This is a genomic window from Patiriisocius sp. Uisw_017 (genome assembly GCF_047731265.1).
GTDB lineage: Bacteria > Bacteroidota > Bacteroidia > Flavobacteriales > Flavobacteriaceae > Patiriisocius.
In genome coordinates this window covers 481708-504564 of sequence record NZ_CP159835.1, presented here as the reverse complement: position 1 = coordinate 504564, position 22857 = coordinate 481708, and the positions used below count along the sequence as shown (strand labels likewise).

General features: G+C 35.8%; 19 protein-coding genes and 1 tRNA gene. 17 read left to right on the top strand and 3 right to left on the bottom strand.

Translation table 11 applies throughout. The features are described from left to right. Positions 1-22 precede the first annotated feature (22 nt). From murG to ABXT67_RS02275, 7 genes are all read left to right on the top strand, one after another. Positions 23-1129 carry an undecaprenyldiphospho-muramoylpentapeptide beta-N-acetylglucosaminyltransferase gene (gene murG, locus ABXT67_RS02305; RefSeq protein ID WP_415376901.1) on the top strand — a complete coding sequence of 369 codons (1107 nt, stop codon included), beginning with the start codon at positions 23-25 and terminating at the stop codon, positions 1127-1129. After that, positions 1126-2478, top strand: coding sequence for a UDP-N-acetylmuramate--L-alanine ligase (locus ABXT67_RS02300; RefSeq protein WP_415375679.1), 1353 nt, complete (start codon positions 1126-1128; stop codon positions 2476-2478). Before murG ends, ABXT67_RS02300 begins: the two co-directional genes overlap by 4 nt. After that, positions 2468-3202: a cell division protein FtsQ/DivIB gene (locus tag ABXT67_RS02295; protein WP_415375678.1), complete on the top strand. Its 735-nt coding sequence runs from the start codon at positions 2468-2470 to the stop codon at positions 3200-3202. Before ABXT67_RS02300 ends, ABXT67_RS02295 begins: the two co-directional genes overlap by 11 nt. Then, positions 3189-4547, top strand: coding sequence for a cell division protein FtsA (gene ftsA, locus ABXT67_RS02290; protein ID WP_415375677.1), 1359 nt, complete (start codon positions 3189-3191; stop codon positions 4545-4547). Before ABXT67_RS02295 ends, ftsA begins: the two co-directional genes overlap by 14 nt. A 102-nt stretch (positions 4548-4649) precedes the next feature. Further along, complete coding sequence (ftsZ, locus tag ABXT67_RS02285; protein ID WP_415375676.1) at positions 4650-6749, top strand: cell division protein FtsZ; 2100 nt, start codon at positions 4650-4652, stop codon at positions 6747-6749. 196 nt (positions 6750-6945) lie between these two features. Then, a complete protein-coding gene (locus ABXT67_RS02280) occupies positions 6946-7398 on the top strand; it encodes a GatB/YqeY domain-containing protein (protein WP_415375675.1) in 453 nt (150 codons plus the stop codon). 32 nt (positions 7399-7430) lie between these two features. After that, positions 7431-7504: transfer RNA gene (locus tag ABXT67_RS02275), tRNA-Arg, on the top strand. Positions 7505-8229: 725 nt separating this feature from the next. Here the strand turns inward: ABXT67_RS02275 and ABXT67_RS02270 are convergent. From ABXT67_RS02270 to glpK, 3 genes are all read right to left on the bottom strand, one after another. Next, positions 8230-9030 carry a sulfite exporter TauE/SafE family protein gene (locus ABXT67_RS02270; protein WP_415375674.1) on the bottom strand — a complete coding sequence of 267 codons (801 nt, stop codon included), beginning with the start codon at positions 9028-9030 and terminating at the stop codon, positions 8230-8232. 619 nt (positions 9031-9649) lie between these two features. Continuing rightward, entirely contained in the window at positions 9650-11329 is a 1680-nt protein-coding gene (locus tag ABXT67_RS02265) for a glycerol-3-phosphate dehydrogenase/oxidase (RefSeq protein WP_415375673.1), read from the bottom strand. A gap of 4 nt (positions 11330-11333) precedes the next feature. Then, positions 11334-12818, bottom strand: coding sequence for a glycerol kinase GlpK (gene glpK / locus ABXT67_RS02260; protein ID WP_415375672.1), 1485 nt, complete (start codon positions 12816-12818; stop codon positions 11334-11336). A 402-nt stretch (positions 12819-13220) separates the two neighbouring features. On the opposite strand from glpK, the gene ABXT67_RS02255 reads away from it, so the two are divergent. From ABXT67_RS02255 to ABXT67_RS02210, 10 genes are all read left to right on the top strand, one after another. Beyond that, positions 13221-13820, top strand: a complete 600-nt coding sequence (locus tag ABXT67_RS02255; RefSeq protein WP_415375671.1) for a hypothetical protein — start codon at positions 13221-13223, stop codon at positions 13818-13820. A gap of 9 nt (positions 13821-13829) precedes the next feature. After that, positions 13830-14633 (top strand): AfsR/SARP family transcriptional regulator, encoded by an 804-nt coding sequence (locus ABXT67_RS02250; RefSeq protein ID WP_415375670.1) that lies wholly within the window; start codon positions 13830-13832, stop codon positions 14631-14633. A 327-nt stretch (positions 14634-14960) separates the two neighbouring features. Further along, positions 14961-15212, top strand: a complete 252-nt coding sequence (locus ABXT67_RS02245; protein WP_415375669.1) for a hypothetical protein — start codon at positions 14961-14963, stop codon at positions 15210-15212. A gap of 89 nt (positions 15213-15301) precedes the next feature. Next, positions 15302-16321, top strand: a complete 1020-nt coding sequence (locus ABXT67_RS02240; protein ID WP_415375668.1) for a hypothetical protein — start codon at positions 15302-15304, stop codon at positions 16319-16321. Between the two features lie 32 nt (positions 16322-16353). Continuing rightward, positions 16354-16638: a hypothetical protein gene (locus tag ABXT67_RS02235; RefSeq protein ID WP_415375667.1), complete on the top strand. Its 285-nt coding sequence runs from the start codon at positions 16354-16356 to the stop codon at positions 16636-16638. 171 nt (positions 16639-16809) lie between these two features. Next, complete coding sequence (locus tag ABXT67_RS02230; protein ID WP_415375666.1) at positions 16810-17463, top strand: TetR family transcriptional regulator C-terminal domain-containing protein; 654 nt, start codon at positions 16810-16812, stop codon at positions 17461-17463. A gap of 8 nt (positions 17464-17471) precedes the next feature. Then, complete coding sequence (locus ABXT67_RS02225; RefSeq protein ID WP_415375665.1) at positions 17472-18788, top strand: ABC1 kinase family protein; 1317 nt, start codon at positions 17472-17474, stop codon at positions 18786-18788. Between the two features lie 57 nt (positions 18789-18845). Then, positions 18846-20690 carry a WS/DGAT/MGAT family O-acyltransferase gene (locus ABXT67_RS02220; protein ID WP_415375664.1) on the top strand — a complete coding sequence of 615 codons (1845 nt, stop codon included), beginning with the start codon at positions 18846-18848 and terminating at the stop codon, positions 20688-20690. Positions 20691-20693: 3 nt separating this feature from the next. Beyond that, positions 20694-21629: a lysophospholipase gene (locus ABXT67_RS02215; RefSeq protein WP_415375663.1), complete on the top strand. Its 936-nt coding sequence runs from the start codon at positions 20694-20696 to the stop codon at positions 21627-21629. A gap of 3 nt (positions 21630-21632) precedes the next feature. Next, complete coding sequence (locus ABXT67_RS02210; protein WP_415375662.1) at positions 21633-22814, top strand: esterase/lipase family protein; 1182 nt, start codon at positions 21633-21635, stop codon at positions 22812-22814. The last annotated feature ends 43 nt before the right edge of the window (positions 22815-22857 follow it).

The following is a 22857-nucleotide window of genomic DNA, read 5'->3' as shown; positions in this document are numbered from 1 at the left end:
ATTATTAGACAAAACAAAAATCATCAACAAACAGCAAACATATAAATTCATTATATCTGGCGGCGGAACGGGTGGACACATCTATCCTGCCATCGCCATTGCCAACGAATTAAAATCCCGATATCCGAATTCGGAATTTTTATTTGTGGGTGCAAAAGATCGCATGGAAATGGAGAAAGTTCCACAAGCGGGATTTAAAATTGAAGGGCTGTGGATTTCTGGAATTCAGCGAAATCTTTCCTTTAAAAATTTAAAATTTCCATTAAAGTTAGTGAGTAGTTTGATGAAATCTCGAAAGCTCATTGCTAGATTTAAGCCTGATGCTGCCATAGGAACTGGGGGGTATGCCAGTGCCGCAGTATTAAAAGTTGCTGCAATGAAAAGAATCCCGTGTTTGATACAAGAGCAAAATAGTTATCCAGGTATTACCAATACATGGCTGTCAAAAAACGTTCAAAAGATATGCACTGCCTACGATGGGATGGAAAATTTTTTCCCAAAATCCAAAATAGTGCAAACTGGAAACCCAGTACGACAAGATTTGTTAGATGTTTCTGGGAAAAAAAAGGAAGCCATGGAATTCTTTAAATTGGATGCTTCAAAAAAAACAATTTTGGTTCTTGGCGGAAGTTTGGGAGCTAGAAAAATAAATCAATTAGTAGATAAGGCACTTCCTTTAATTAAGAAAGAAGGATTGCAGCTGCTATGGCAATGCGGGAAATTATACCAAGAAAAATACGCAGATAGAACAACTGAAATAGTGCAGGTACATCCATTTTTAAATAGGATGGACTTGGCCTATGCAGCAGCAGATATAATTATTAGTAGAGCAGGTGCGCTTTCAGTTTCAGAATTGTGTTTGGTTGGGAAACCCGTTATTTTCATTCCTTCCCCAAATGTTTCTGAGGACCATCAAACAAAAAATGCATTGTCTATTTCAGGTAAAGGTGCTGCAATATTATTAAGAGAAAAAGATGCAGATACCGAATTTGAAAAAACAATTTTTGAATTACTTAATACTACTGAAAAGCAAAAACAACTTTCAGAAAACATTAAAAAATTAGCAAAACCTAATGCCACTAAAGATATTGTGGATGAAGTTGAAAAATTGATACAAACTATTTCATGAATATTCTTAAAAACATACAAACAGTCTATTTCGTTGGTATTGGTGGTATCGGCATGAGTGCATTGGCGCGTTTTGTTAACTTAAAAGGTGTTAATGTTTGTGGTTATGATAAAACAGAAACTTTGCTCACTAAAGAATTGGTTTGCGAAGGAATGAATATTGTTTACAAAGACGCTGTTTCGGAAATTCCTAAAAATGTATTGAAAGCAGATGAAACTCTTGTGATTTATACGCCTGCAATTCCTAAAAATAGTGAACTACTTAACCATTTCATTTCTGAAAACTTTACAGTAATTAAACGTGCCAAGTTTTTAGGCGAAATAACAAAAGACACCTTATGCTTGGCAGTTGCAGGAACCCATGGAAAAACAACAACCTCTGCTATTTTAGGGCATATCATGGCGCATTGTAATATGCCAGTCACTGCATTTTTAGGGGGCATTGCAGAAAATTATAATTCGAATTTTATTAGTAGAGGAACTGAAATTTCTATTGTTGAAGCAGATGAGTTTGATCGTTCGTTTTTAACCTTATCACCAGATATTGCTTGTATTACTTCAATGGATGCAGACCACTTGGATGTTTATGAAAGTGATGCCGAAATCAAGAAATCGTTTATTGAGTTTTCAAATCTTGTTAAAGACAGGACCAAGCTATTGTTTAAAAAGGGTCTGCCATTAAAAGGCCAAGATGTAGCCATTAGCGAGACCGCTAAATTTGAAGGGCAAAACGTTCGTATTGAAAATGGAGGATATGTGTTCGATCTAAAAACCCCATCTATAACATTAGAAAATCTGACTTTTTTTCTTCCAGGGCATCACAATTTACACAATGCTATTACGGCATTGGGGATGTCAATTTTAGCAGGGACTCCAGTGAATGGTCTTCCTGAGGCATTGGCTACATTTAAGGGAGTGCAACGTCGTTTTAGTTTTAAAATACGGCGTGATAATCTTGTGTTGATAGATGATTATGCACATCATCCAACAGAGCTGAATGCACTTTTTCAGGCGGTAAAAGAGATGTATCCGGAAGATGAAAAATTAATTGTATTTCAGCCTCACCTCTTTAGTAGAACAAGAGATTTTGGGGACGGCTTTGCAGAAAGTTTGAGTCAGTTTGACGAAGTGCTGTTGCTTGATATTTACCCTGCTCGCGAGGAACCTATTGAAGGAATAACGTCCCAATGGTTGTTAGAAAAGGTCGCTTTACCTGGTAAACTTGTGTCAAAATCAGTTTTACTTTCAGAAATTAAAAAATCTCAGTGTCGCATAAAATTACTCGTGGGCGCAGGAGATATTGGAGCAGAAGTTTCAGTAATTACAAAAGCACTAGAAAATGAAAATTAACTGGGGTCTCATAAAATTTTTAGTGCTCACGACTTCAATCGTTGTCCTTTTTGGGTTCACAAAAAAGCGAAATGAAAGTCGAAAATTAAATAAAATTGAAGTTGAATTCACAGATGAAAACGACCCTTTTGTCACGTTAAATTCGGTTAATAAATTGTTAATACAAAATCATGGCAGTGTAACGGGCATTACTAAAGAAAAGGTAGATTTGAAAGAGATAGAGTTGCGTCTGCTCAAAAATGACTTGATTAGGACGGCACAAGTGTTTGTTACGGTTGACGGTACATTGGGAGCGAGAATAGAACAACGAGACCCGATTGCTCGTGTAGTTGCTGAATCAGATTTTTACCTAGACGCAGATGGAAAAGAGATGCCATTATCATCGGTATACTCGGCAAGGGTGCCAATTGTAACAGGTGCAATTAAAAATAATACTGAATTACTAACGCGGCTCTTGTTAAAATTGAGAGCAGATCCATTTATGAATCACAGTGTGGTAGGGTTGCATTGTTCGAAGGATGGTATTGTAACTATGAAAATGCGAAAACAAAGTTTTAAAGTGCTTTTTGGGAAGGCAAAAGATGTGGCGTTGAAATTTCAGAATTACAAAGCGTTTTACCAAAAAGCAAAAATGGATAGTACGTTGACAACCTATGAAACGGTCAATTTACAGTTTGGCGATCAAGTAGTGGCAACAAAAAAACAAGAGTATGGAACTAGATAATATTGCGGTAGGGCTGGACATAGGAACCACAAAAATTGTGGCGATGATCGGACGGAAAAACGAATACGGTAAAATGGAAATATTGGGCATTGGTAAATCCAAAAGTCTTGGAGTACATCGTGGGGTTGTAAATAATATTACCCAAACAATACAGTCTATACAACAGGCGGTTACAGATGCCGAAACTTCTTCAGGAATAAAAATTGAAGATGTAGTTGTGGGTATTGCAGGACAGCATATTAGGAGTTTGCAGCACAGTGATTATATTACAAGAAAAGATAGCGACGAGGTGATTGATGAAGATGATATCTACACACTTTGTAACCAAGTACATAAATTGGTAATGCTTCCTGGAGAGGAAATTATCCACGTATTGCCGCAAGACTTTAAGGTGGATGGTCAAGCAGAAATTAAAGAGCCTATTGGAATGTACGGAGGAAGATTAGAGGCTAACTTTCACGTAGTTGTAGGACAGGTAGCGTCTATTAAAAATATAGGTCGGTGTGTAAAAAGCGCTGGTTTGGAGCTTAGCGGAATCACATTAGAGCCGCTAGCGTCGGCAAATGCGGTGTTGAGCCAAGAAGAGAAAGAAGCTGGAGTTGCACTTATTGATATAGGAGGCGGAACAACAGATCTTGCTATTTTTAAAGATGGAATAATAAGGCATACTGCTGTGATTCCATTTGGAGGAAATGTTATTACTGAAGATATTAAAGAGGGATGCAGCATTATTGAAAAGCAAGCGGAGTTATTAAAAATTAAATTCGGCTCTGCGTGGCCTGGAGAGAATAAAGATAATGAGATTGTCTCCATTCCGGGACTAAGAGGAAGAGAGCCAAAGGAAATTACATTAAAAAACCTCTCAAAAATAATTCATGCAAGAGTGGTTGAGATTGTTGAACAAGCATATCTTGAAATTAAAAATTATGGTCATGAAGAGCAAAAGAAGAAATTAATTGCGGGTATTGTTTTAACTGGAGGTGGCGCTCAATTAAAGCATTTAAAGCAATTGGTAGAATACATAACAGGAATGGATACCCGCATTGGTTATCCAAACGAACATCTTGCTGGAGATAGCGATGCTGAAACAACGAGTCCTTTGTATGCGACTGCTGTAGGACTTGTAATGAATAGTTTAGAAAATAAAGCGAGATCCAATGCAATAGGTAAGGAGGTAGAAGATGCCCCTATTTTTACTGTTGATAATGAAGATGATGCTTCTTTAGAAGAGATGGTTTCAAATGAAACAGATGTCGCAGAAAAAATAAAACAACCTAGAGAACGAAAAGGAATTTTTGATAAATGGGCAGAGAAGTTCAAGGAGTTTCTTGACAATGCGGAATAAGTAGTATTCAGAAGGCAGTGGCAGTAAGTAAAAAAATAAATAGTTTAAAACACAAAATAACACCGCAATAAGTGCGGTGTCAACCTCGCAAAATATAAAAGTATGAGTAGTAACACAGAGTTTGATAATATCTCGTTCGATCTGCCAAAGAATCAATCTAATGTCATCAAAGTGATAGGCGTAGGAGGTGGAGGTAGTAATGCCATTAACCACATGTTTAGTCAAGGCATTAAGGGTGTGGATTTTGTTATTTGCAATACCGATGCGCAAGCATTGGAAAATAGTTCGGTACCTATTAAGATACAGCTGGGCATGGATCTTACTGAAGGGCTTGGTGCAGGTGCTAATCCTAAAATAGGGGAGCAATCTGCTGTTGAGAGCATGGCAGACATAAAAAGCATGTTAACCTCTAATACTAAGATGATTTTCATTACCGCAGGAATGGGGGGTGGAACAGGTACGGGAGCAGCTCCAATTATTGCTCGTATGGCAAAGGATATGGATATCTTGACGGTGGGTATTGTTACCATTCCTTTTCAATTTGAAGGGAAAGTACGAAATGAGCAAGCACATATTGGAGTTGAAAATTTACGACAGAATGTGGATAGCCTAGTGGTTATAAATAATAATAAGTTACGGGAGGTTTATGGTAACTTAGGGTTTAAAGCTGGGTTTTCAAAAGCTGATGAAGTTTTAGCAACTGCAGCGCGGGGAATAGCAGAGGTTATTACACATCACTACACACAAAATATTGATTTACGTGATGCAAAGACCGTATTGTCAAATAGTGGTACTGCAATTATGGGAAGTGCTACTGCTACCGGCACAAACCGGGCTTACGAGGCAATAAGTAAAGCACTAGATTCTCCTTTGTTAAATGACAATAAAATTACAGGAGCTAAGAATGTATTACTACTCATTGTTTCAGGAGCAGATGAAATTACTATTGATGAAATAGGTGAGATAAGTGATCACATTCAGGTAGAAGCGGGTCACAGTGCCAATATCATTATGGGTGTTGGGGACGACGAATCTTTAGAAGGGTCAATTTCCATTACAATAATTGCTACTGGTTTTGATGCAGAGCAACAACATGATATTACAAATACTGAGACTAAAAAAATCATACATACCTTAGGCGATGAGCATAAGGCAGAACTGGATTTAACACCCAAAGTGACTGCAAAACAAATAGAATTAACATCTGATGATGTAACGCAAGAGGTTAATCAAGAAGCACCTGTTATAAGGCATACATTGTTTGAGGAAGAAGAGGTTGAAACAAAACCAATTCAAGTTGAAGAATCGAGGGTAGAACAGCCTAAACCACAATCATTCTTCCCTGAGAAAACAGCTTCATTAGAAAACAATGATCCGGCTAATGACTTGCCTTTTGAAGGGTATATAGCGACTTCAGAATTAATTAAAAATATCGGAGTAGAAGCGACCACTATTGATATTCATCATTTAGCAGAATTTGAACAAATAATTATCAATGAGATTGATGTAAATAGTTTTGAGTTAGTTCCACAACGCAATTCAAGAAATAAAATTGAAGAGGTGACCAAGCCAGAACAATTTATTATAAAGGATACTACCAAAGTTAAAGAAGAAACAAAGGAAAGTGACGGGATGCTTCATTTTGATATGCCTTTTTCTGAAAGTTCTATAAAAGGAAGTGGAGCACGTGAGCCTATAGCAAGGCATCTTGTAGATGATATTGAAGTAAAAGACCCACTTGAAGTAGTGCCGGTAAATGAAGTTACAAGAGCAGGTGTGAAAGTATATAGTCTTGATGATTATAGCGAAGTTGAAGAGGAGTTGATTACTGCTAAACCCGCTCAAAACAAAGAAATAGCAGAAGAGACAATCATTTTTGAAACGAAAACAATACCCTCTAAAGAGGAAGATGTAATTCCTGAAGATGCGCCAATTGATCCCATGAATACACCTATTTCTAAATTGTTAAAAGATAGAACGGAAGAGCGCAAACGTAAGATGAAAGATTTTAATTACAAGTTTAGAAATAGCGCTTCAAAAATTGATGAAATTGAAAGGCAACCTGCTTATAAACGACAAGGAATTGAGCTGGAAGATACTAATGAAAGTAATCCTAATTTGTCAAGAACATCGGTAAATACTGATGACGATGATATAGATTTAAGAAGCAATAACAGCTTTTTACATGACAATGTAGACTAACCTACTCTAAAAGTTACGGATCATAAAAGTGATTTATATTTAAGAACCCTTCATTTTTTGAAGGGTTTTTTTATATTTAAGAATTTGGTATTTACCTTTTTGTGTTTTTAATGCTTCGTTGGCTTAGCTCGAGTTAGTTTATTTGGTTTGTGCCCTTTAATTGAGGTATCTTTGGGGTTCATTTAAAATAAATACCATGAGTTTGTCTGCGGTAATAATGGATGCTATGAAAATGGCAATGAAGAGTAAAGATGCGATAGCCTTACAAGCATTGCGAAGTGTGAAAAGTGCAATCTTATTAGCGCAAACCGAAAGTGGTGCCAAAGAAGAATTAAGCGAAGAAGCAGAGATAAAGTTGCTGCAAAAACTAGTGAAACAACGTAAAGATAGTGCCGCCATTTATAAAGAACAAAACAGAGAAGATCTAGCAACTCCTGAATTATTAGAAGCTGCGGTTATTGAAAAATTCTTGCCAGAACAATTGAGTGAAGAAGAAGTAGCCAAAATGGTAGAAGATGCAATTGCACAAACAGGTGCAAGTTCTATGGCAGATATGGGTAAAGTAATGGGAATGGTAAATGTAAGGGCTGCAGGAAGAGCAGATGGCAAAACCATTAGTACTATTGTAAAATTAAAATTAAGTAATTAATTAAAAAGATTCCCGCCCACGCGGGAATAACTGGCCTCGTGGCGCAATTGAATAGCGCATCAGATTTCGGCTCTGAGGGTTGGGGGTTTGAATCCCTCCGGGGTCACGAATAAATAGAATATCCCTTTCAAAATGTCTGAGCTCGCTCAAGCATTTTGAAAGGGATATTTTATTTTCAAGGCGGAGCCTTGAGGGATCTTTCATCCCGACCAGAGTATGTTTATATTATTGTGTTTTTTTTTTTTGAGCTCGCTCAAGCATTTTGAAAGGGATATTTTATTTTCAAGGCGGAGCCTTGAGGGATCTTTCATCCCGACCAGAGTATGTTTATATTATTGTGTTTTTTTTTTTTGAGCTCGCTCAAGCATTTTGAAAGGGATATTTTATTTTCAAGGCGGAGCCTTGAGGGATCTTTCATCCCGACCAGAGTATGTTTATATTATTGTATTTTTTTTTTGAGCTCGCTCAAGCATTTTGAAAGGGATATTTTATTTTCAAGGCGGAGCCTTGAGGGATCTTTCATCCCGACCAGAGTATGTTTATATTATTGTATTTTTTTTTGAGCTCGCTCAAGCATTTTGAAAGGGATATTTTATTTTCAAGGCGGAGCCTTGAGGGATCTTTCATCCCGACCAGAGTATGTTTATATTATTGTGTTTTTTTTTTGAGCTCGCTCAAGCATTTTGAAAGGGATATTTTATTTTCAAGGCGGAGCCTTTATAGTATTCATTTAGCTGTTATAATCGCTGCTATTTTTGGTGTGTCCAAAAAAAAATTAGCTGAATTAATTACAAAACTAAAGTAGAATATTTCGCTTTTCAGTAACCAAAGTTACATTGCGAGCTCTTTGTAGATGATGTATATTCCCATTATCAAAACAAACCAACCAAATGCTTTTTTAAGTTTTTTACCATCAATAAATTTATTGAGCCAAATCCCGATAAATATCCCAACGACTGAAATGGATGTAAACGATAATAGGAAAGTCCAATCGATATCCAGATTTTGAACATCACCTAAAAAGCCAATTAGGGATTTAATTGCAATGATGAATAGCGAAGTTGCCACCGCTTTTTTCATTGGTAATTTTGCCAATAAAACCAAAGCAGGAATAATTAAAAAGCCACCACCAGCACCCACGATACCTGTAATTACTCCAACTACAAACCCTTCGATGATTATAAGCGGATAGTTATAGGTAATTACTGCATCTTCTTCGATTTCCTTACGTTTGTTGCGTATCATTGAAGCAGAAGCGAGCAACATAATAGATGCGAAGAAAAGCATTATGGCCAAGTTCTTTGTGACTATAAAATCACCTACTGTAAAAAGCTCATCTGGAATTGCGGAAATTAAATAGGCTCTTGTAAGATATACTGCGATAAAGGCAGGAATAGCAAAGATAATGGCAGTTTTAAAATCTACCATTCCTTTCATAATATTTTTAATAGCACCTACTAATGAGGTAGCACCCACTACAAAAAGAGAATATGCAGTTGCCACTACAGGATTTAGTGTAAGCGCATATACAAGAATGGGTACTGTAAGGATAGAACCGCCGCCGCCAATTAAGCCCAATACAAGGCCTATAAAAAGTGCTCCAACATATCCAAAAATTTCTATTAGCTCCATTTATTTATCTATTTTTGGGACAAATATATAAGGTTTAGGTAACAAAGTTTTGTATCTGATGTTACAAGACTTCAATAAAACCGAGATGCAATTTAATTTCCCGTGTGTTTTCCATAATATTCATTAAGCTCTTGAATCATTACTTGCTTTTTTCGAGATTTCTGTATCGTGTCTAAAAAATAAATGTGACCAAATTGATTTGGATATTGCTCCAATATAGGGCATTGTATTAAATAAGGAAGTAATTATACTTACTAATACGCTTTTTGGCGCTAAATCTAATCCAGAGATAAGAATAATATAGGCTACAGCTGCAATTCCTAACGCATAAAAAATATGTGCAAACCATGCTCTACAGGATATTTTAAATCGAATTTAGGACATCGCTCTCTGACCTTGTTCATATTGGATATATTATATGGATTTGCTTTCAAAAACTCTCCTTGACGCCATTGCGGGCATTGTAAGAATAAAATACTGTATAAAATTTATCTCTTCGAAATGTGACTAATATTTCATCAAAAATTAATAGTGTAAGAAATGATTGTTGGTAACTGATGCTACATAAAAGATGTTTTTCGAATCCTAAGCAAAAAATTATTTTACAAACCAAATTTTTTCAAGAACTTACCTCTTCGTCATAAAAGGTAGTGGCATCTTCAATTAGTAAATCTAAAGTTGCTATTTCATTTTCAATTCTTTTTTTATCCCATTGAAAGGTTTTTATGCAGTCCTCTAAAATTAGGTTTTTATAGGTTATAACACTTTCAATATTAAAATATAATCTACCAGTTCTTCTAACAAAAAAATCGGTTAGGCTATTCATCATTTCATAATTAATACAGAACCAAAGCTCGGCACGTATCAACTTTTTATTTGGGTCTTTGTTGGTTAATTCTTTCAACTTGTCCAGAATCAGGTCTGTTTGTTTTCCGTAGGTGGTTACTAAATAATCAACTTCATACGCGTCTTTTATTCCTATATCCTGAAGCTTTTTGCTGAGTTCTTTTTTATAGATAGTTACTTCATCTACATTATTTAAAGAGGGGATGGTAAGTGCAATATTCCTTGTGATCGATTTTTTTAAATCAGTTTTGTCTTTAGCTTTCATCGTATCCAAAACTTTTTCAATAACACGTTGCGCCATCTTTCGGTAGCCGGTTAATTTTCCTCCCGCAATGGAAATGAGTCCTCTTTGTGAAACAAATATTTCGTCCTTCCTAGAGACTTCAGAAGGAGAAGTAGATTCTTCGTGAATTAAAGGACGCAACCCTGCCCAAGTAGATGCTACATCTTTGACAGTAACGGTGCTCGTTTTAAAAGTGTTGTTTATAGCTTGTATTATATAGTTAATGTCGTCTTTTGTTACAACCACACGCTCTAAAGAGCTAGTATAGGGGGTGTCTGTAGTCCCGACATAAGTTACTCGACCACGCGGAATGGCAAAAAGCATTCTTCCGTCTGGGACATCAAAATAGATAGATTGTTTTACGGGTAATTTCTGAAATGGAAAAACTAAATGAACTCCTTTTGTTAAGTACAAATGTTTTTTATTTAGTGGTCCATCCTTTTTTCTAAGTAAATCCACCCAAGGACCCGCTGCCGAAACCAATCGTTTTGAATTGATAGTAAAACGTTCGCCAGAATTATGGTCTAGGCATTCTATACCATTTACTTTGTTTTTTTCGCTGTATAAGAAACCGGTCATTTTACAATAATTTATGACTTGAGCACCATAATGGCCAGCCATTTTTAAAAGCTCAATAGTCAAGCGAGCGTCATCTGTCCTATATTCTGAATAATAACCTCCCCCTAGTAAAGTGTCTTCAGATAATAAGGGTTCTAGATCCAAGGTCTCTTGTTTATCTAGCATTTTTCTTCGATCTTCTCCTTCAACATTTGCTAGTACATCATAAACCTTTAAGCCTATTGAAGTAAGAAAAGCGCCATAAGTTCCTTCCTTAGTTAGTGGCAGTAACATCTTTTCTGGAATTACTAAATGTGGCGCCAACTTATGAACTATTGCTCTTTCCCTTCCCGATTCTTTTACCAAACCAATTTCAAATTGTTTAAGATACCGTAAACCGCCGTGAATAAGCTTCGTTGATTTATTACTTGTTCCAGAGGCAAAATCATTTTTTTCTACCAAACAGGTTTTGAGTCCTCGTGAGGCTGCATCTAACGCGATTCCCGCACCCGTTATACCTCCCCCAATTATAATCAAGTCGTATTTTTCCGACTTCAATCTTGTTAATTGGTCTGCTCTGTTTAATACTGAAAAGGGGGGTGGTTTTTCCATAGTTTTAATAATCAACTCTAGTTCTTTCAACGGCGTCTAGCCAACCTGAATATTTTTTAACCCGAAGTTCCTCATCCATATTTGGGAGATAGGTGGTTTCGGTTTTATTTAATTTATTGATGTCTTCCTTTTTCCAAACACCAGCTTTTAAACCTGCTAGAAATGCAGCGCCTAAGGCAGTAACTTCAATCATTTTTGGTTTTTCTACAGGAACATTAAGTATATCTGCCTGAAATTGCATCAAATAGTTATTGGCGCTTGCACCCCCATCTACTTGTAATTTTTTTAGTTCAATACCTTCCTCTTTTTGCATCGCTAGTAATACATCTTTGGTTTGGTATGCCAAGGCATCAAGGGTACCTTTTATGATTTCGGCTTTGCCAGTATCTAAGGTCAAACCATAGATAGCACCTTTTGCTTTTGCATCCCAATAAGGAGCTCCTAGACCAGCAAAAGCAGGAACTACATAGACATCTTCCAACGGTGGAATGCTGTTACAAATCGCTTCAGTTTCGGTAGCTTCATTAATTATCTGGAGTTTATTCCGCAGCCATTGTATGGAAGCACCTCCAATAAATATGCTGCCTTCTAAGGCGTAATTAATAGGTTCATCAGGAAGACTACAAGCAATCGTGGTTAACAGTCCATTTTTTAAAGACACAAACTTCTCACCTGTATTGAGTAACATAAAGCAACCAGTACCATACGTGTTTTTTGCAATACCAGGTTTGAAGCCGCCATGACCAAATAAAGCTGCCTGTTGGTCGCCCCCAACCCCATAAATAGGAATAGAAACTCCTTTTACCACCACATTACCAAAATTAGAAGACGAAGTTTGAACTACAGGTAACATTGATTTTGGCACCCCAAATTGATTTAATAAATGTGCATCCCATTGCAGTTCTTTACAATTATACAGCATGGTTCGGGAGGCATTGGAATGGTCTGTTACGTGTTTTTTATCTTCGGTTAAATTATAGATGAGCCAACTGTCTATTGTTCCGAAAAGCAAGTCGCCGGCTGCTGCTTTTTCCTTTGCTCCTAAGACGTTATTTAATATCCAATGTAGTTTCGTTGCAGAGAAATAAGCGTCAATCACCAGCCCTGTATTCTCTTGTACATAGTTTTCTAATCCTTTATTTTTTAATTCTTCACAATACGATTTACTTCTATTGTCTAGCCAAACGATGGCGTTATAGATAGGTTTACCCGTGTTTTTATCCCAAACGACAGTGGTTTCACGTTGGTTTGTGATGCCAATAGCTTTTACTTGGTTAGGATGAATATCAGTCTCAGTAAATAAATTTTCCAAGGTTTCTCGCTGGTGCTGAATAATTTCGAGTGGGTCGTGCTCTACCCATCCAGATTTTGGATAATATTGGGTGAGTTTTTTTTGAGATATTTTCACGATGTTTCCTTCCACATCAAAAAGGATGCTTCGAGTACTTGTAGTACCTTGGTCTAAAGCAATGATAAAATCTTCATTCATAATTCAAGGCTATTTTAGGTGGTTTCCTATTATCCTATGCTAAATTAGAAGATTTTGATTTATTATGCGTGCATAGTAGTTGAAATTTATTAGGAAGTTATTAAAGTAAATTTTTTATTTTAGATGATATTTGAATGAGCTTTCGGAAAAAAATCCCCTCTCAATTTGTCTTTCAAAGGGGAGGGGCTAAAATTCTTCTTTTAAAGATTAGCAAAATTAAATGGTGATTTAATTGAAGGTAGCGAGCGCAGCGGTTTAGAGGGACGTTACAATGTTTAATACGTTTTCTTTATTTTAAATGTATTTCGATATAATTAATAGCTTCCAAAACTTAAGAAAAAGATTTATCAGTATCTTTAAAGTTCAGAAAATAAAACTTTCCAATTTAAAATAAAGTGATTTATGACAAAAAAAGCAACACAAACAGCATCTTTTATGGTACGCTTTAACCAAAAAATTTATGATGAAAATGGCGAGTCTAAAGTACAATGGCGAGGTAATGTTTCTCATGTGCAAGGAGGAGATGATAAAAATTTTACAGATTTTAATGATGCCGTAACCTTTATACAAACGCATCTCGCAGAACTTACTATAGAGGCTACGAAACATAAATCTACAGAGGAACAAGACGGGATACTGAGTAAAAGTCTTTCGCTCTTCAAGACCTTTGCTGCTACCGGCCCTAAATTATTAAAAGACACCTTAAAGGACCCACGTAAACAAGTAGCTTATTTTCAAGACCAAATAAGTGAATATGGAGAAGAACTTTTAGAAAAAGTTCCGATTGATCAATGGCGAAATGCTTCAAAATCTGACTTCCAGGAGATTAAACAATCCTTGAGTTCGCTTGCAGTTTCGGTTGCTATATTATCAAAAAAATTAGATGCGGTGGGTGAAGCTATTCCACTAAAAAAAGCTGTTGCAAAGCGAAAAACACCTGTGAAAAAGGCAATAGCAGGCGTTAAAAAAACAACGGTAAAAGCAAAAACTTCTAAAAAATAAAATTAATTAATGTCAGACCTTGTTGCGCAATTAGCGATTCTAAAAAACTTTGAAGAAACCGCTCCCATTAAGTTTCAAACCTTAGGACAGTTTACATTGTGGCGCGATGCTAAAAAAGTAAGCTCCAAGGAATGGGGCCGCGATAAAACGCTGCAACTTATACAATATTTAATTTCTTACCGAAAAAGACGTGCATTGCATAAAGAACATATTATGGAGCACCTTTGGGAGGAGGGGGATGACCGTGATTTTAAAGTGGCATTGCACGGGGTAAATAAAGTATTGGAACCAAACAGGCCTTCGCGAACGGAACCTGTTTATTTAGAGCGGCAAGGTGTTACCTATCAATTGAATTTAAATGAAATCTGGATTGATGTAGACTGCATTGAGAAATATATCATTATTGGTAATGAAGCCTTAGGGGCAAACGATACCATTGCAAAAGAAGCTTATAAAGAGGCTATAAAACTGTATGAAGGAGCATATTTGCCCAACCGTATTTTTGAAGACTGGTCTTCAGAAGAACGTGAAAAAGTAAGAACTTTAATTTTGGGAGCGCTCGTCAATTTAGCTGAATTATTGGTCACCGCGAATCCAATGGAAAGTGTACGTCTCGCGCAACAGGCCATCGCCATAGATGCAACCTGGGAAGATGCTTATCGCATACAAATGCAAGCTTATATTGCAAAAGGCAATAGACCACAAGCTTTAAAGACCTATCAAAAGTGCGCTGATGTTTTAGATGAAGAATTCGGGATTTCGCCGCTGCCAGCTACCAAGAGTCTTTTGCGGGAGATCGAGATGATTGCTTGAGGTTTTCGTTATTATGCTAATATATCAATTGAATCCCCAGCAATGAATTTCTACTAAAAAAACACTCACTATTTTTCTTTTAATCTGAAATTCAAAAAAAATAAATTATTTTATACTCCCGAAGCACCCATTTATAATGGGTTTTTTCAATTCTACTATTCTTTTTTTAGTTCAAACCTCAATTCTGTAACTCATCTGTAACTCGGGGATAGTACGTTTGTATCGTAATTAAAATTGAAAGGATTAAACAATATCCTATTTTAACTGCAACTCAGCTGTAACTCACACATTGTATGTTTGCAGTATAATTAAAATAAACACATTATAATGGCAACTAAAAAAGCAAATACAACGATCGTAGAAACAGCAACTTCAACTTTATTAGGATTAGCAACAAAGGCAAATAATTTTGCATTGAACACGACAGAAAAAGCATTTATGACTTCATTTTCTATGACTGAAAAATGTATCGGTTTTAGTGGTAAAATTATCAAAAGAGGTTTACAAATTTCTGCAGCACAACAAGATTTAGTTTTTGATTTACTAGAGGGTTTAAAGAAAAAAGTAACTCGTAAATAATTCAGCATCAAAAATCTGCAACTCATCTGTAACTCGCAGATTGTATGTTTGCATCATAATTAATAACACAACAATAAAATATATACAAAATGGCAACTAAAGCAAAAGCAAAGACAGTAACTAAAAAAGCAACAAAAAAAGCTTCAACGATTAATAGTGGATTGATAAACGCATCTATGGCAGCTATCAACACAACAGTTGAGAATGGTGAAAAATGGCAAAAATTAGCCTCTAAATTAATCAAGAAGTCTGAGCCGGTTAGAACGAAGCAAATTAATATGGTTTTTGAAACAGCATCTGCTGTGAAAAAACAAGTGACTACAGGAAGCGGTAGAATGATGGATCTTGTAGGTTATGATGCTTCTGTAGTAGAAAAAGCTTTAAACTTCGCAACTAAGAATCCAGTAAGCAAAAAAGTAATTAGTGTAGCCGAAGGTATTGTTGATAAAGTAACATCAAACCCAGTTGTTAAGAAAGTTGAAAAAACTACTGACGGCATCAAAAAGATGAGCATCGCGAAATTTAATGATGTTAAAGAAGATGTTTTAGAGCAGGCTAAGAAAGCTCTTCAAAAAGGAGAAGCGTTAGTTGAAGAAGCTAAAACTCCTAAGAAGACTACTAAGAAGGTAATGGCTAAAGGTGCTGCGAAAGTAAAAACAGCTCGTAAAACAACGACTAAAAAAGTAGCAACAGCTAAAAAGACTACCGCTAAAAAAGTGGAAGCAGTTAAAGAAACTGCCAAAGCGATTGTAACTGAGGTTAAAACTGAAAGTGCTAAGAAAGTGGCTGAAATTAAAGAAGTAGGAAAAGAGAAAGTAGCCGCTGTAAAAACGGAAACTAAGAAAACCATCAAAACTTCTGCTAAAGACGATCTTAAAATCGTTTATGGAATTGGACCTAAATTAGAAGATGTTTTTAATAAAAACGGAATCAACACTTACGCAGAATTAGCAAAAACTGAGGAAGTAAAAATAGAAGCAATTTTGGAAGAAGCAGGACCTATCTTTAAAAACACAGATACTTCAGATTGGAAAAAACAAGCTGTGGTTGGTGCAGAAAAAGGGGAAGAAGCTCTTAAAGTTTGGGTAGCTCGTTACAGAACTGCATAATTAAAATTTAAAAATTCTTAATACATTATATTATGAAAAAGACAATAAAAAACACAGCAAAAGAGAAGGTTTCTAAGGCAATGAATACTACAAAATCTATGGTGATTAAAGCGAATGAGTTTGCTCTAAACACAACTGAAACTGCAGTAACAGAAACTATCGCAGTAACTGCACAATGGCAAACCGTAGCTGACAAAGCTTTAAAAGGTGGTCTTAAATTAGCAGCAAATCAACAAGATTTAGTTTTTGAAACACTTGTATCTATAAAAGGACAGCTAAAGAACAGTAAAAAACGTTTCAAAAAATTGGTTGCATAATTTTTGAGTTTAATTAGTTTTTAAGTGAAAGCCGAGTTGTATCTTATGATGCATCTCGGTTTTTTATTTTAAGGAAGTATGTATTGATAAACAAGCGTAAATTCGTTATTTTTAACCTTCCCATTTTCTTAGGAAATATCTTAACCCTTAAGCGAGCGCGCAACAAAAATAATGGCAAAAAAGAAAACGATAACAGCAGCCCACATCATCGACCTCTATATGGATGCGGTGGTTTTAATACAGGGGAAGCCAGAATCTATTGAAGGTTTTGCCAAAAATCATACATTTAAGGAAGAAGAATTTTACAATCATTTTGATAGCTTTGAGTCATTAGATCAAGAAATTATTAAAATTCTTTTTGATACCTCCGTTGTCACCTTGGCAGAAAGCGCAGACTTTGTATCTTTTAGTAAGAAAGATAAATTACTTAGTCTTTATTATACATTTTTTGAAAATCTTACGCTTAATAGAGAATTTATATTGTTGACTATAGATAGTTATGGCACTACTTGGAGTGCTCTTTCTTTGTTTTCAGGACTTAAGAAAAGCGTCACCTCTTTTATAGATAGCCTCCAATTAGAAACACTAAGCCTGTCTATTGAAACCTTAGAAAGTATTCAGAAAAAGTCTATAAGAGAAAGTGCTTGGGTACAACTTTTGCTTACTATAAAATTCTGGACAGGAGATGATTCCGAGGACTGCGAAAAGACAGATATTTTTATTGAAAAATCCATCAATACGAGTGTAGAGCTTTTAAATACGCAATCATTATACAACATCATTGACCTCGGGAAATTTCTGTATTCAGAAAAATTTAAATCATAAGCCCAAAAATGAAAACAGCAAAAAACATCCCATTATCTAAAATTCATAGAGCCTCAAAACTTGTTACTACAGGAGCCAAAGTGGGTGTAAATTATTTAAAATATTTTGGTGATAAATTGGTGAACCCAGAAGAGGAGGCAAAAGGGCGATTGAATGAAAACAATGCTACTGATATCTACGACAGCCTAAAAACATTAAAAGGGAGTGCTCTTAAAATGGCACAGATGATGAGTATGGAGAAAAACATAATGCCCAAGGCATTTGTTGAAAAATTCTCGCTCTCACAATTTTCGGTACCACCGCTTTCTGCTCCTTTGGTTTTGAAAACTTTTAAAAAATCCTTTGGAAAATTCCCAGATCAAATTTTTGACACCTTTAATTCAGAAGCAGTAAATGCTGCTAGTATAGGTCAAGTGCACCGAGCTGAAAAAGATGGAAAAATGTTCGCCGTAAAAATTCAGTACCCAGGAGTGGCACATAGCATACAGAGTGACCTCGCTATTGTGAAGCCCATCGCAATGAAGATGTTCAATATAAAAGGAGAACATTCAGATTTGTATTTTAAGGAAGTGGAGGATAAATTGATTGAGGAAACCAATTATGTCTTAGAGTTAGAGCAAAGTCAAACAGTTGAAAAAGCTTGTAACCATATTCCCTATTTAAAATTTCCTAAGTACTACCCAGAATATTCTTCGAGCCAAATTTTAACAATGGACTGGATGACAGGAATTCATTTGTCTGAATTTACGACCATCAATACGGAAGAAACATCAGCCACAAAAATAGGGCAAGCGCTTTGGGATTTTTATATGTACCAGCTGCATGTTTTGAAAAAAGTACACGCAGATCCCCATCCTGGAAACTTTTTAGTGAGCGAGGAAAAAGAATTAATAGCACTGGATTTTGGATGTATGAAGGAGATTCCAGACGATTTCTACAATCCATACTTTGAGTTATTTAAAATGGAAGTGATTAATGATCCTGAAAACTTCAAGAAAAACCTTGTTGGACTTGAGGTTTTAAAAGATGATGATACAGAAGAGGATTTGGTGTTTTTCACTAAAATGTTTTATGAAGTTTTAGAATTATTCACAGCGCCTTTTCAACACGACACTTTCGATTTTTCTGACGAGACATTCTTTGATGAAATTTCATCATTAGGAGAGCGCTATATGAAAGATACAAATATTAGAGACCTTAATGGTAATAGAGGTTCGAGACATATTATTTATATGAACCGCACCTTTTTTGGACTATTCAGTTTAATGTTTGACTTGAAAGCAAAGAATATAAAAATTAGAAATTACGAGAAATATTTAAAATAATAAACTAACCAAAATGAGATTCCCGTCATCACGGGAACTGACAAATTATATTATTACATGGCAACTAAATTAGATATAAAGGATATTGTACAAGACGCAATGGATGGTTCCATTAAGCAAATTTCTGGTTATGATGCGGCATTTTTGTATGCTGAATCTCCTACGAGTCCTATGCATATTGCAACGCTTAGCATTGTTGAAGGATCAATTAATTTTGAAGATTTCAAAGAATCAGTATCCTCTAAAATGCACCTGATTCCTAAATTTAGACAACGTTTAAAGCGTGTTCCTATGGATCTCGATTACCCGTATTGGGTAAACGATCCTAACTTTGATATCGACCTTCATTTGCATAGATCTAAATTGCCAGATCCTTCTAACTGGAGAACCTTACGTGATATGACATCGAGTATTTTTAGCGCACCGTTAGATTTACGCCGTCCTTTATGGTCTATTCATTTTATAGAGGGGATTGACGAAATAGCGCAAGTGCCTAAAGGTTCTGTCGCCATTGTTAGTAAGGTGCATCACGTGATGATTGATGGTAAATCTGGTGTGGGATTGATGGGTGTTTTGTTTGATAATGAAAAAACACCAAAGGATGTTAAACCACCAAATCCAAAGAGTTTTGAGCCTGATCCATTGCCGGATGATATTAGTTTATTGCTTAAAAGTGGTTACGGGTTTTTGAAGAATCCGTTTAAAATTCCTAAGACAATTTTAGAAACGGCTTTTACTTTTGTAAAAAACAAGGCGTCAAAATCAATGAGTATTCAAAAGGAATTTGCCGCGGCACGTTATCCTGTTCCCATTACTATTTTTAATGGTACTATTTCAGCAAAAAGAACTTGGGGTACGGCTATTTTATCCTTCGATCGCGTTAATAACCTTCGAAAACTTTCCGGTGGAAGCATTAATGATATTATCCTAGCTATCTGTGCTGGCGGTATTCGTCGCTATCTGCAGGAAAGAGAAAAATTACCATTACAGCCCTTAGTGGCCAATGTTCCTATTTCTATAAGAAATGTAGATGACAAATCCACTGGAAATAAGATTGCTAATATGATGATTCAATTAGCAACGCATATTGAAGATCCGCTTGAACGACTAGAATACATCCAAGAACAAACGATGCTTGGGAAATCCCGTCATAATAAATTGGGAGCTAAAACATTATCTAAAATGGCAGATGCTGTTCCTTTTGGACTGGCAAATCTTATGGCTGGATTGTACAGTAAATACAATATTAAGGATTTACACAGGCCTCCATTTAATGTGACAATTACCAATGTTCCTGGACCCAGAAATCTACTATACCTAAATGGACATAAAGTAGTTTCTATGTTTGGCCTTACGCCAGTAGTAGACGGTTTTGGGCTTATCATTGCAGCTTTTAGTTATAATGGTGCTATTACTATAACGACAACATCAGACGCTAAGACGATGCCAGATGCTGATAAGTTTTCAAAATATATTCGTGAATCTGCAAACGATTTAGAGAAGCTAATTAACAAAGCTTCTAAAAAGAAAACAGCAGCTGATAAAACAGCAGCAAAAGAAAAAAGTAAGAGTACTGCCTTTTTTAATGCACTAAAGCGCTTTTATAAAAAAGAAAATGTACTTGCAAAAAAATATGCAGGTCTCTATCATATTACCGTTGATATGGGAGTTACGGCGGAATGTTGGGAAATTATCCTAGCAGAAGATTCGGTTATAGTTAAGAAAACTAAAAACTTAGATCCCGCAACGCTTATTGAGATTGAGGATGCAAATTTATACGCATTGTACAAAGGTAATTTATTACTTGACGAGCTAAAAATTCAGCAGCGAATCCTAATGACAGGGTCTGTTGCAAATAAAAATAAGTTCACTAATTTATTGAAGGCCTTTTTAGAAAAATAATCGATGCATTTTAATACATACACATTCACGGCTACTGATGGCGAAGAAATTTGTTATTATAAATGGGAACTTCCTAAGGAAGTCCCCTTACGAGGTATTATGCAAATTGCCCATGGATTAGGTGAGCACGCAGGAAGATACGATCACATTGCACATCGTTTCCAGCAAGAAGGATTTGTAGTGTATGCAAATGACCATCGCGCTCACGGCAAAACAGCTGAAATTAAACAAATGTATGGCCACTATGATGGTGATGAATACTTTGATGATGTTGTGGCAGATATGCATACGCTGAGTCTATTAATGAAAAGTGAATATCCAGAGAGTAAATGCGTGCTTTTTGGTCACAGTATGGGATCGTTAATGAGCAGGAAATACGTGCTTACTTATGGTGACGAAATTGACGCCTTAATCCTATCTGGAACGGCAAATTTTATAAAAGGACTTGGTAATATTGGGCTTATTGCTACAAAAGCAGTAAGTGCTTTTAGAGGTCGCGAACGCGGAAATGAAACATTGAGATCCTACTTTTTCGATAAATTAAACGAGAAGTTTAAACCCAATAGGACCAAGCTCGATTGGATAAGTTCAGACAACGCTGTGGTAGATGCTTTTGAAGCAGATCCTTATAGAATCGAGAACTTTTCTATAGGTATATTTGAAGATTTTGTGTCTAATTTGAGTAAACTAAACAAAAAAGCAGCTTTTGAAAATACTCCAAATAAGATCCCAATCCTAGTATTTTCAGGAGATAAAGATCCTGTTGGTGATATGGGCGTTGGTGTCACTAAAGTTGTTCAAAATTATAAAAATAACGGCAATGACAATTTAACATTTCTGTTATACGAAGGAGGGCGCCATGAAATGCTTAATGAAAAGAACAGTAAAGAAGTAGAAGAGGATATTATGAAATGGCTCAATGTAAACATCCCCAATTAATTTATGGAAGTTAAAAATCAATTATATATTACATTTACACAATTTGCAATGTCCCTAGGTCGCCTCAATGGACTTAGTATTTTTGAAACTAAACTGGTTTTAGAAAAGAGTTATGTCTTGCATCCACACGCTGAACTACTGCTCACTTCGCTTAAAAATATAGAAGAAACAGATGTTGAAGACTTCAAATTTCTATTTAATGAATGTATTCGTATTTGTGACGAATTAGGGCCAAGTCGTGAGTATATCACGCTTTTAATGATTCTTGAAAGTATAGCAAATGAGATAGGAGAAAACCCATCTTTAAGACAAAGTCAGCTTGCACAAGACATCGTGTTTAAATTTAGAGAGGAAATCTCTTTAATTAATCAAAAAATTCCGAAGCCTCCATTATATAATATGTTGCTAGAAACAAGGTCGCTTTTAGAATGGACTTCTATCTATGCAATCTATCCATTTATTCCTAAGCGTGTTGAAGGAAATGGCCGTCCAGTATTGTTGATTCCTCCATATTTGGGGGACGATTATTCTACGTCGTTTGTACGCAGATACCTCGAATCTTTAGGCTTTAAAACCTACAAATGGGAGCTGGGATTCAACATGGTAAAATCACATTATATTCCACGCCTTGAAGAAAAATTAGACGATATTTACGAGAAGCATAAAGAAAAAGTGAGTATTGTGGGATGGAGTGGTGGTGGTATATTTGCTAAAATAATGGCAAATAGGCATCCTAATCAAGTAGAGCAGATCATTACAATTGCATCTCCGGTATGGGGTGTAATGGATATGAAAACGCCTGTTTATGGAGTTCTAGAGTTTTTCCAAGGAAAATCTTTAAAAGAGCGAAATAAACGTTTTTTACATGAATTAGAGCCTATTCCAGAGGTCCCTGTTACGTGTATTTATACAAAAACAGACGGTCTCGTGCCCTGGAAACATTGTATGGAAGCAGAATCATATCGCAAAGGAATAAAAAACATTCAAGTTTTTGGGAGTCATTCAGGATTAGGAGCAAATGCTAGCGTACTAATGATTACGGCAAATGCCTTAAGTGCAAACATTAACGGAATCATAATTAAAGATTCTACACCCTATATTGAGCGAATATTATATCCATTTTACTGGAGCAGTAAAAAATGGAATTTTTTAAAAAAAAAGTCTAATCTAGTGCAGTCATCATAATCCATGGAAGAGATAATCAACCACCCAAAATTTAAACAGACAC

Bases quoted from the DNA above. Each gene is read 5' to 3' on its own strand.
- ABXT67_RS02300 (WP_415375679.1), top strand. From the start codon at position 1,126: ATGAATATTCTTAAAAACATACAAACAGTCTATTTCGTTGGTATTGGT.
- ABXT67_RS02295 (WP_415375678.1), top strand. From the start codon at position 2,468: ATGAAAATTAACTGGGGTCTCATAAAATTTTTAGTGCTCACGACTTCA.
- ftsA (WP_415375677.1), top strand. From the start codon at position 3,189: ATGGAACTAGATAATATTGCGGTAGGGCTGGACATAGGAACCACAAAA.
- ftsZ (WP_415375676.1), top strand. From the start codon at position 4,650: ATGAGTAGTAACACAGAGTTTGATAATATCTCGTTCGATCTGCCAAAG.
- ABXT67_RS02280 (WP_415375675.1), top strand. From the start codon at position 6,946: ATGAGTTTGTCTGCGGTAATAATGGATGCTATGAAAATGGCAATGAAG.
- ABXT67_RS02270 (WP_415375674.1), bottom strand. From the start codon at position 9,030: ATGGAGCTAATAGAAATTTTTGGATATGTTGGAGCACTTTTTATAGGC.
- ABXT67_RS02265 (WP_415375673.1), bottom strand. From the start codon at position 11,329: ATGGAAAAACCACCCCCCTTTTCAGTATTAAACAGAGCAGACCAATTA.
- glpK (WP_415375672.1), bottom strand. From the start codon at position 12,818: ATGAATGAAGATTTTATCATTGCTTTAGACCAAGGTACTACAAGTACT.
- ABXT67_RS02255 (WP_415375671.1), top strand. From the start codon at position 13,221: ATGACAAAAAAAGCAACACAAACAGCATCTTTTATGGTACGCTTTAAC.
- ABXT67_RS02250 (WP_415375670.1), top strand. From the start codon at position 13,830: ATGTCAGACCTTGTTGCGCAATTAGCGATTCTAAAAAACTTTGAAGAA.
- ABXT67_RS02245 (WP_415375669.1), top strand. From the start codon at position 14,961: ATGGCAACTAAAAAAGCAAATACAACGATCGTAGAAACAGCAACTTCA.
- ABXT67_RS02240 (WP_415375668.1), top strand. From the start codon at position 15,302: ATGGCAACTAAAGCAAAAGCAAAGACAGTAACTAAAAAAGCAACAAAA.
- ABXT67_RS02235 (WP_415375667.1), top strand. From the start codon at position 16,354: ATGAAAAAGACAATAAAAAACACAGCAAAAGAGAAGGTTTCTAAGGCA.
- ABXT67_RS02230 (WP_415375666.1), top strand. From the start codon at position 16,810: ATGGCAAAAAAGAAAACGATAACAGCAGCCCACATCATCGACCTCTAT.
- ABXT67_RS02225 (WP_415375665.1), top strand. From the start codon at position 17,472: ATGAAAACAGCAAAAAACATCCCATTATCTAAAATTCATAGAGCCTCA.
- ABXT67_RS02220 (WP_415375664.1), top strand. From the start codon at position 18,846: ATGGCAACTAAATTAGATATAAAGGATATTGTACAAGACGCAATGGAT.
- ABXT67_RS02215 (WP_415375663.1), top strand. From the start codon at position 20,694: ATGCATTTTAATACATACACATTCACGGCTACTGATGGCGAAGAAATT.
- ABXT67_RS02210 (WP_415375662.1), top strand. From the start codon at position 21,633: ATGGAAGTTAAAAATCAATTATATATTACATTTACACAATTTGCAATG.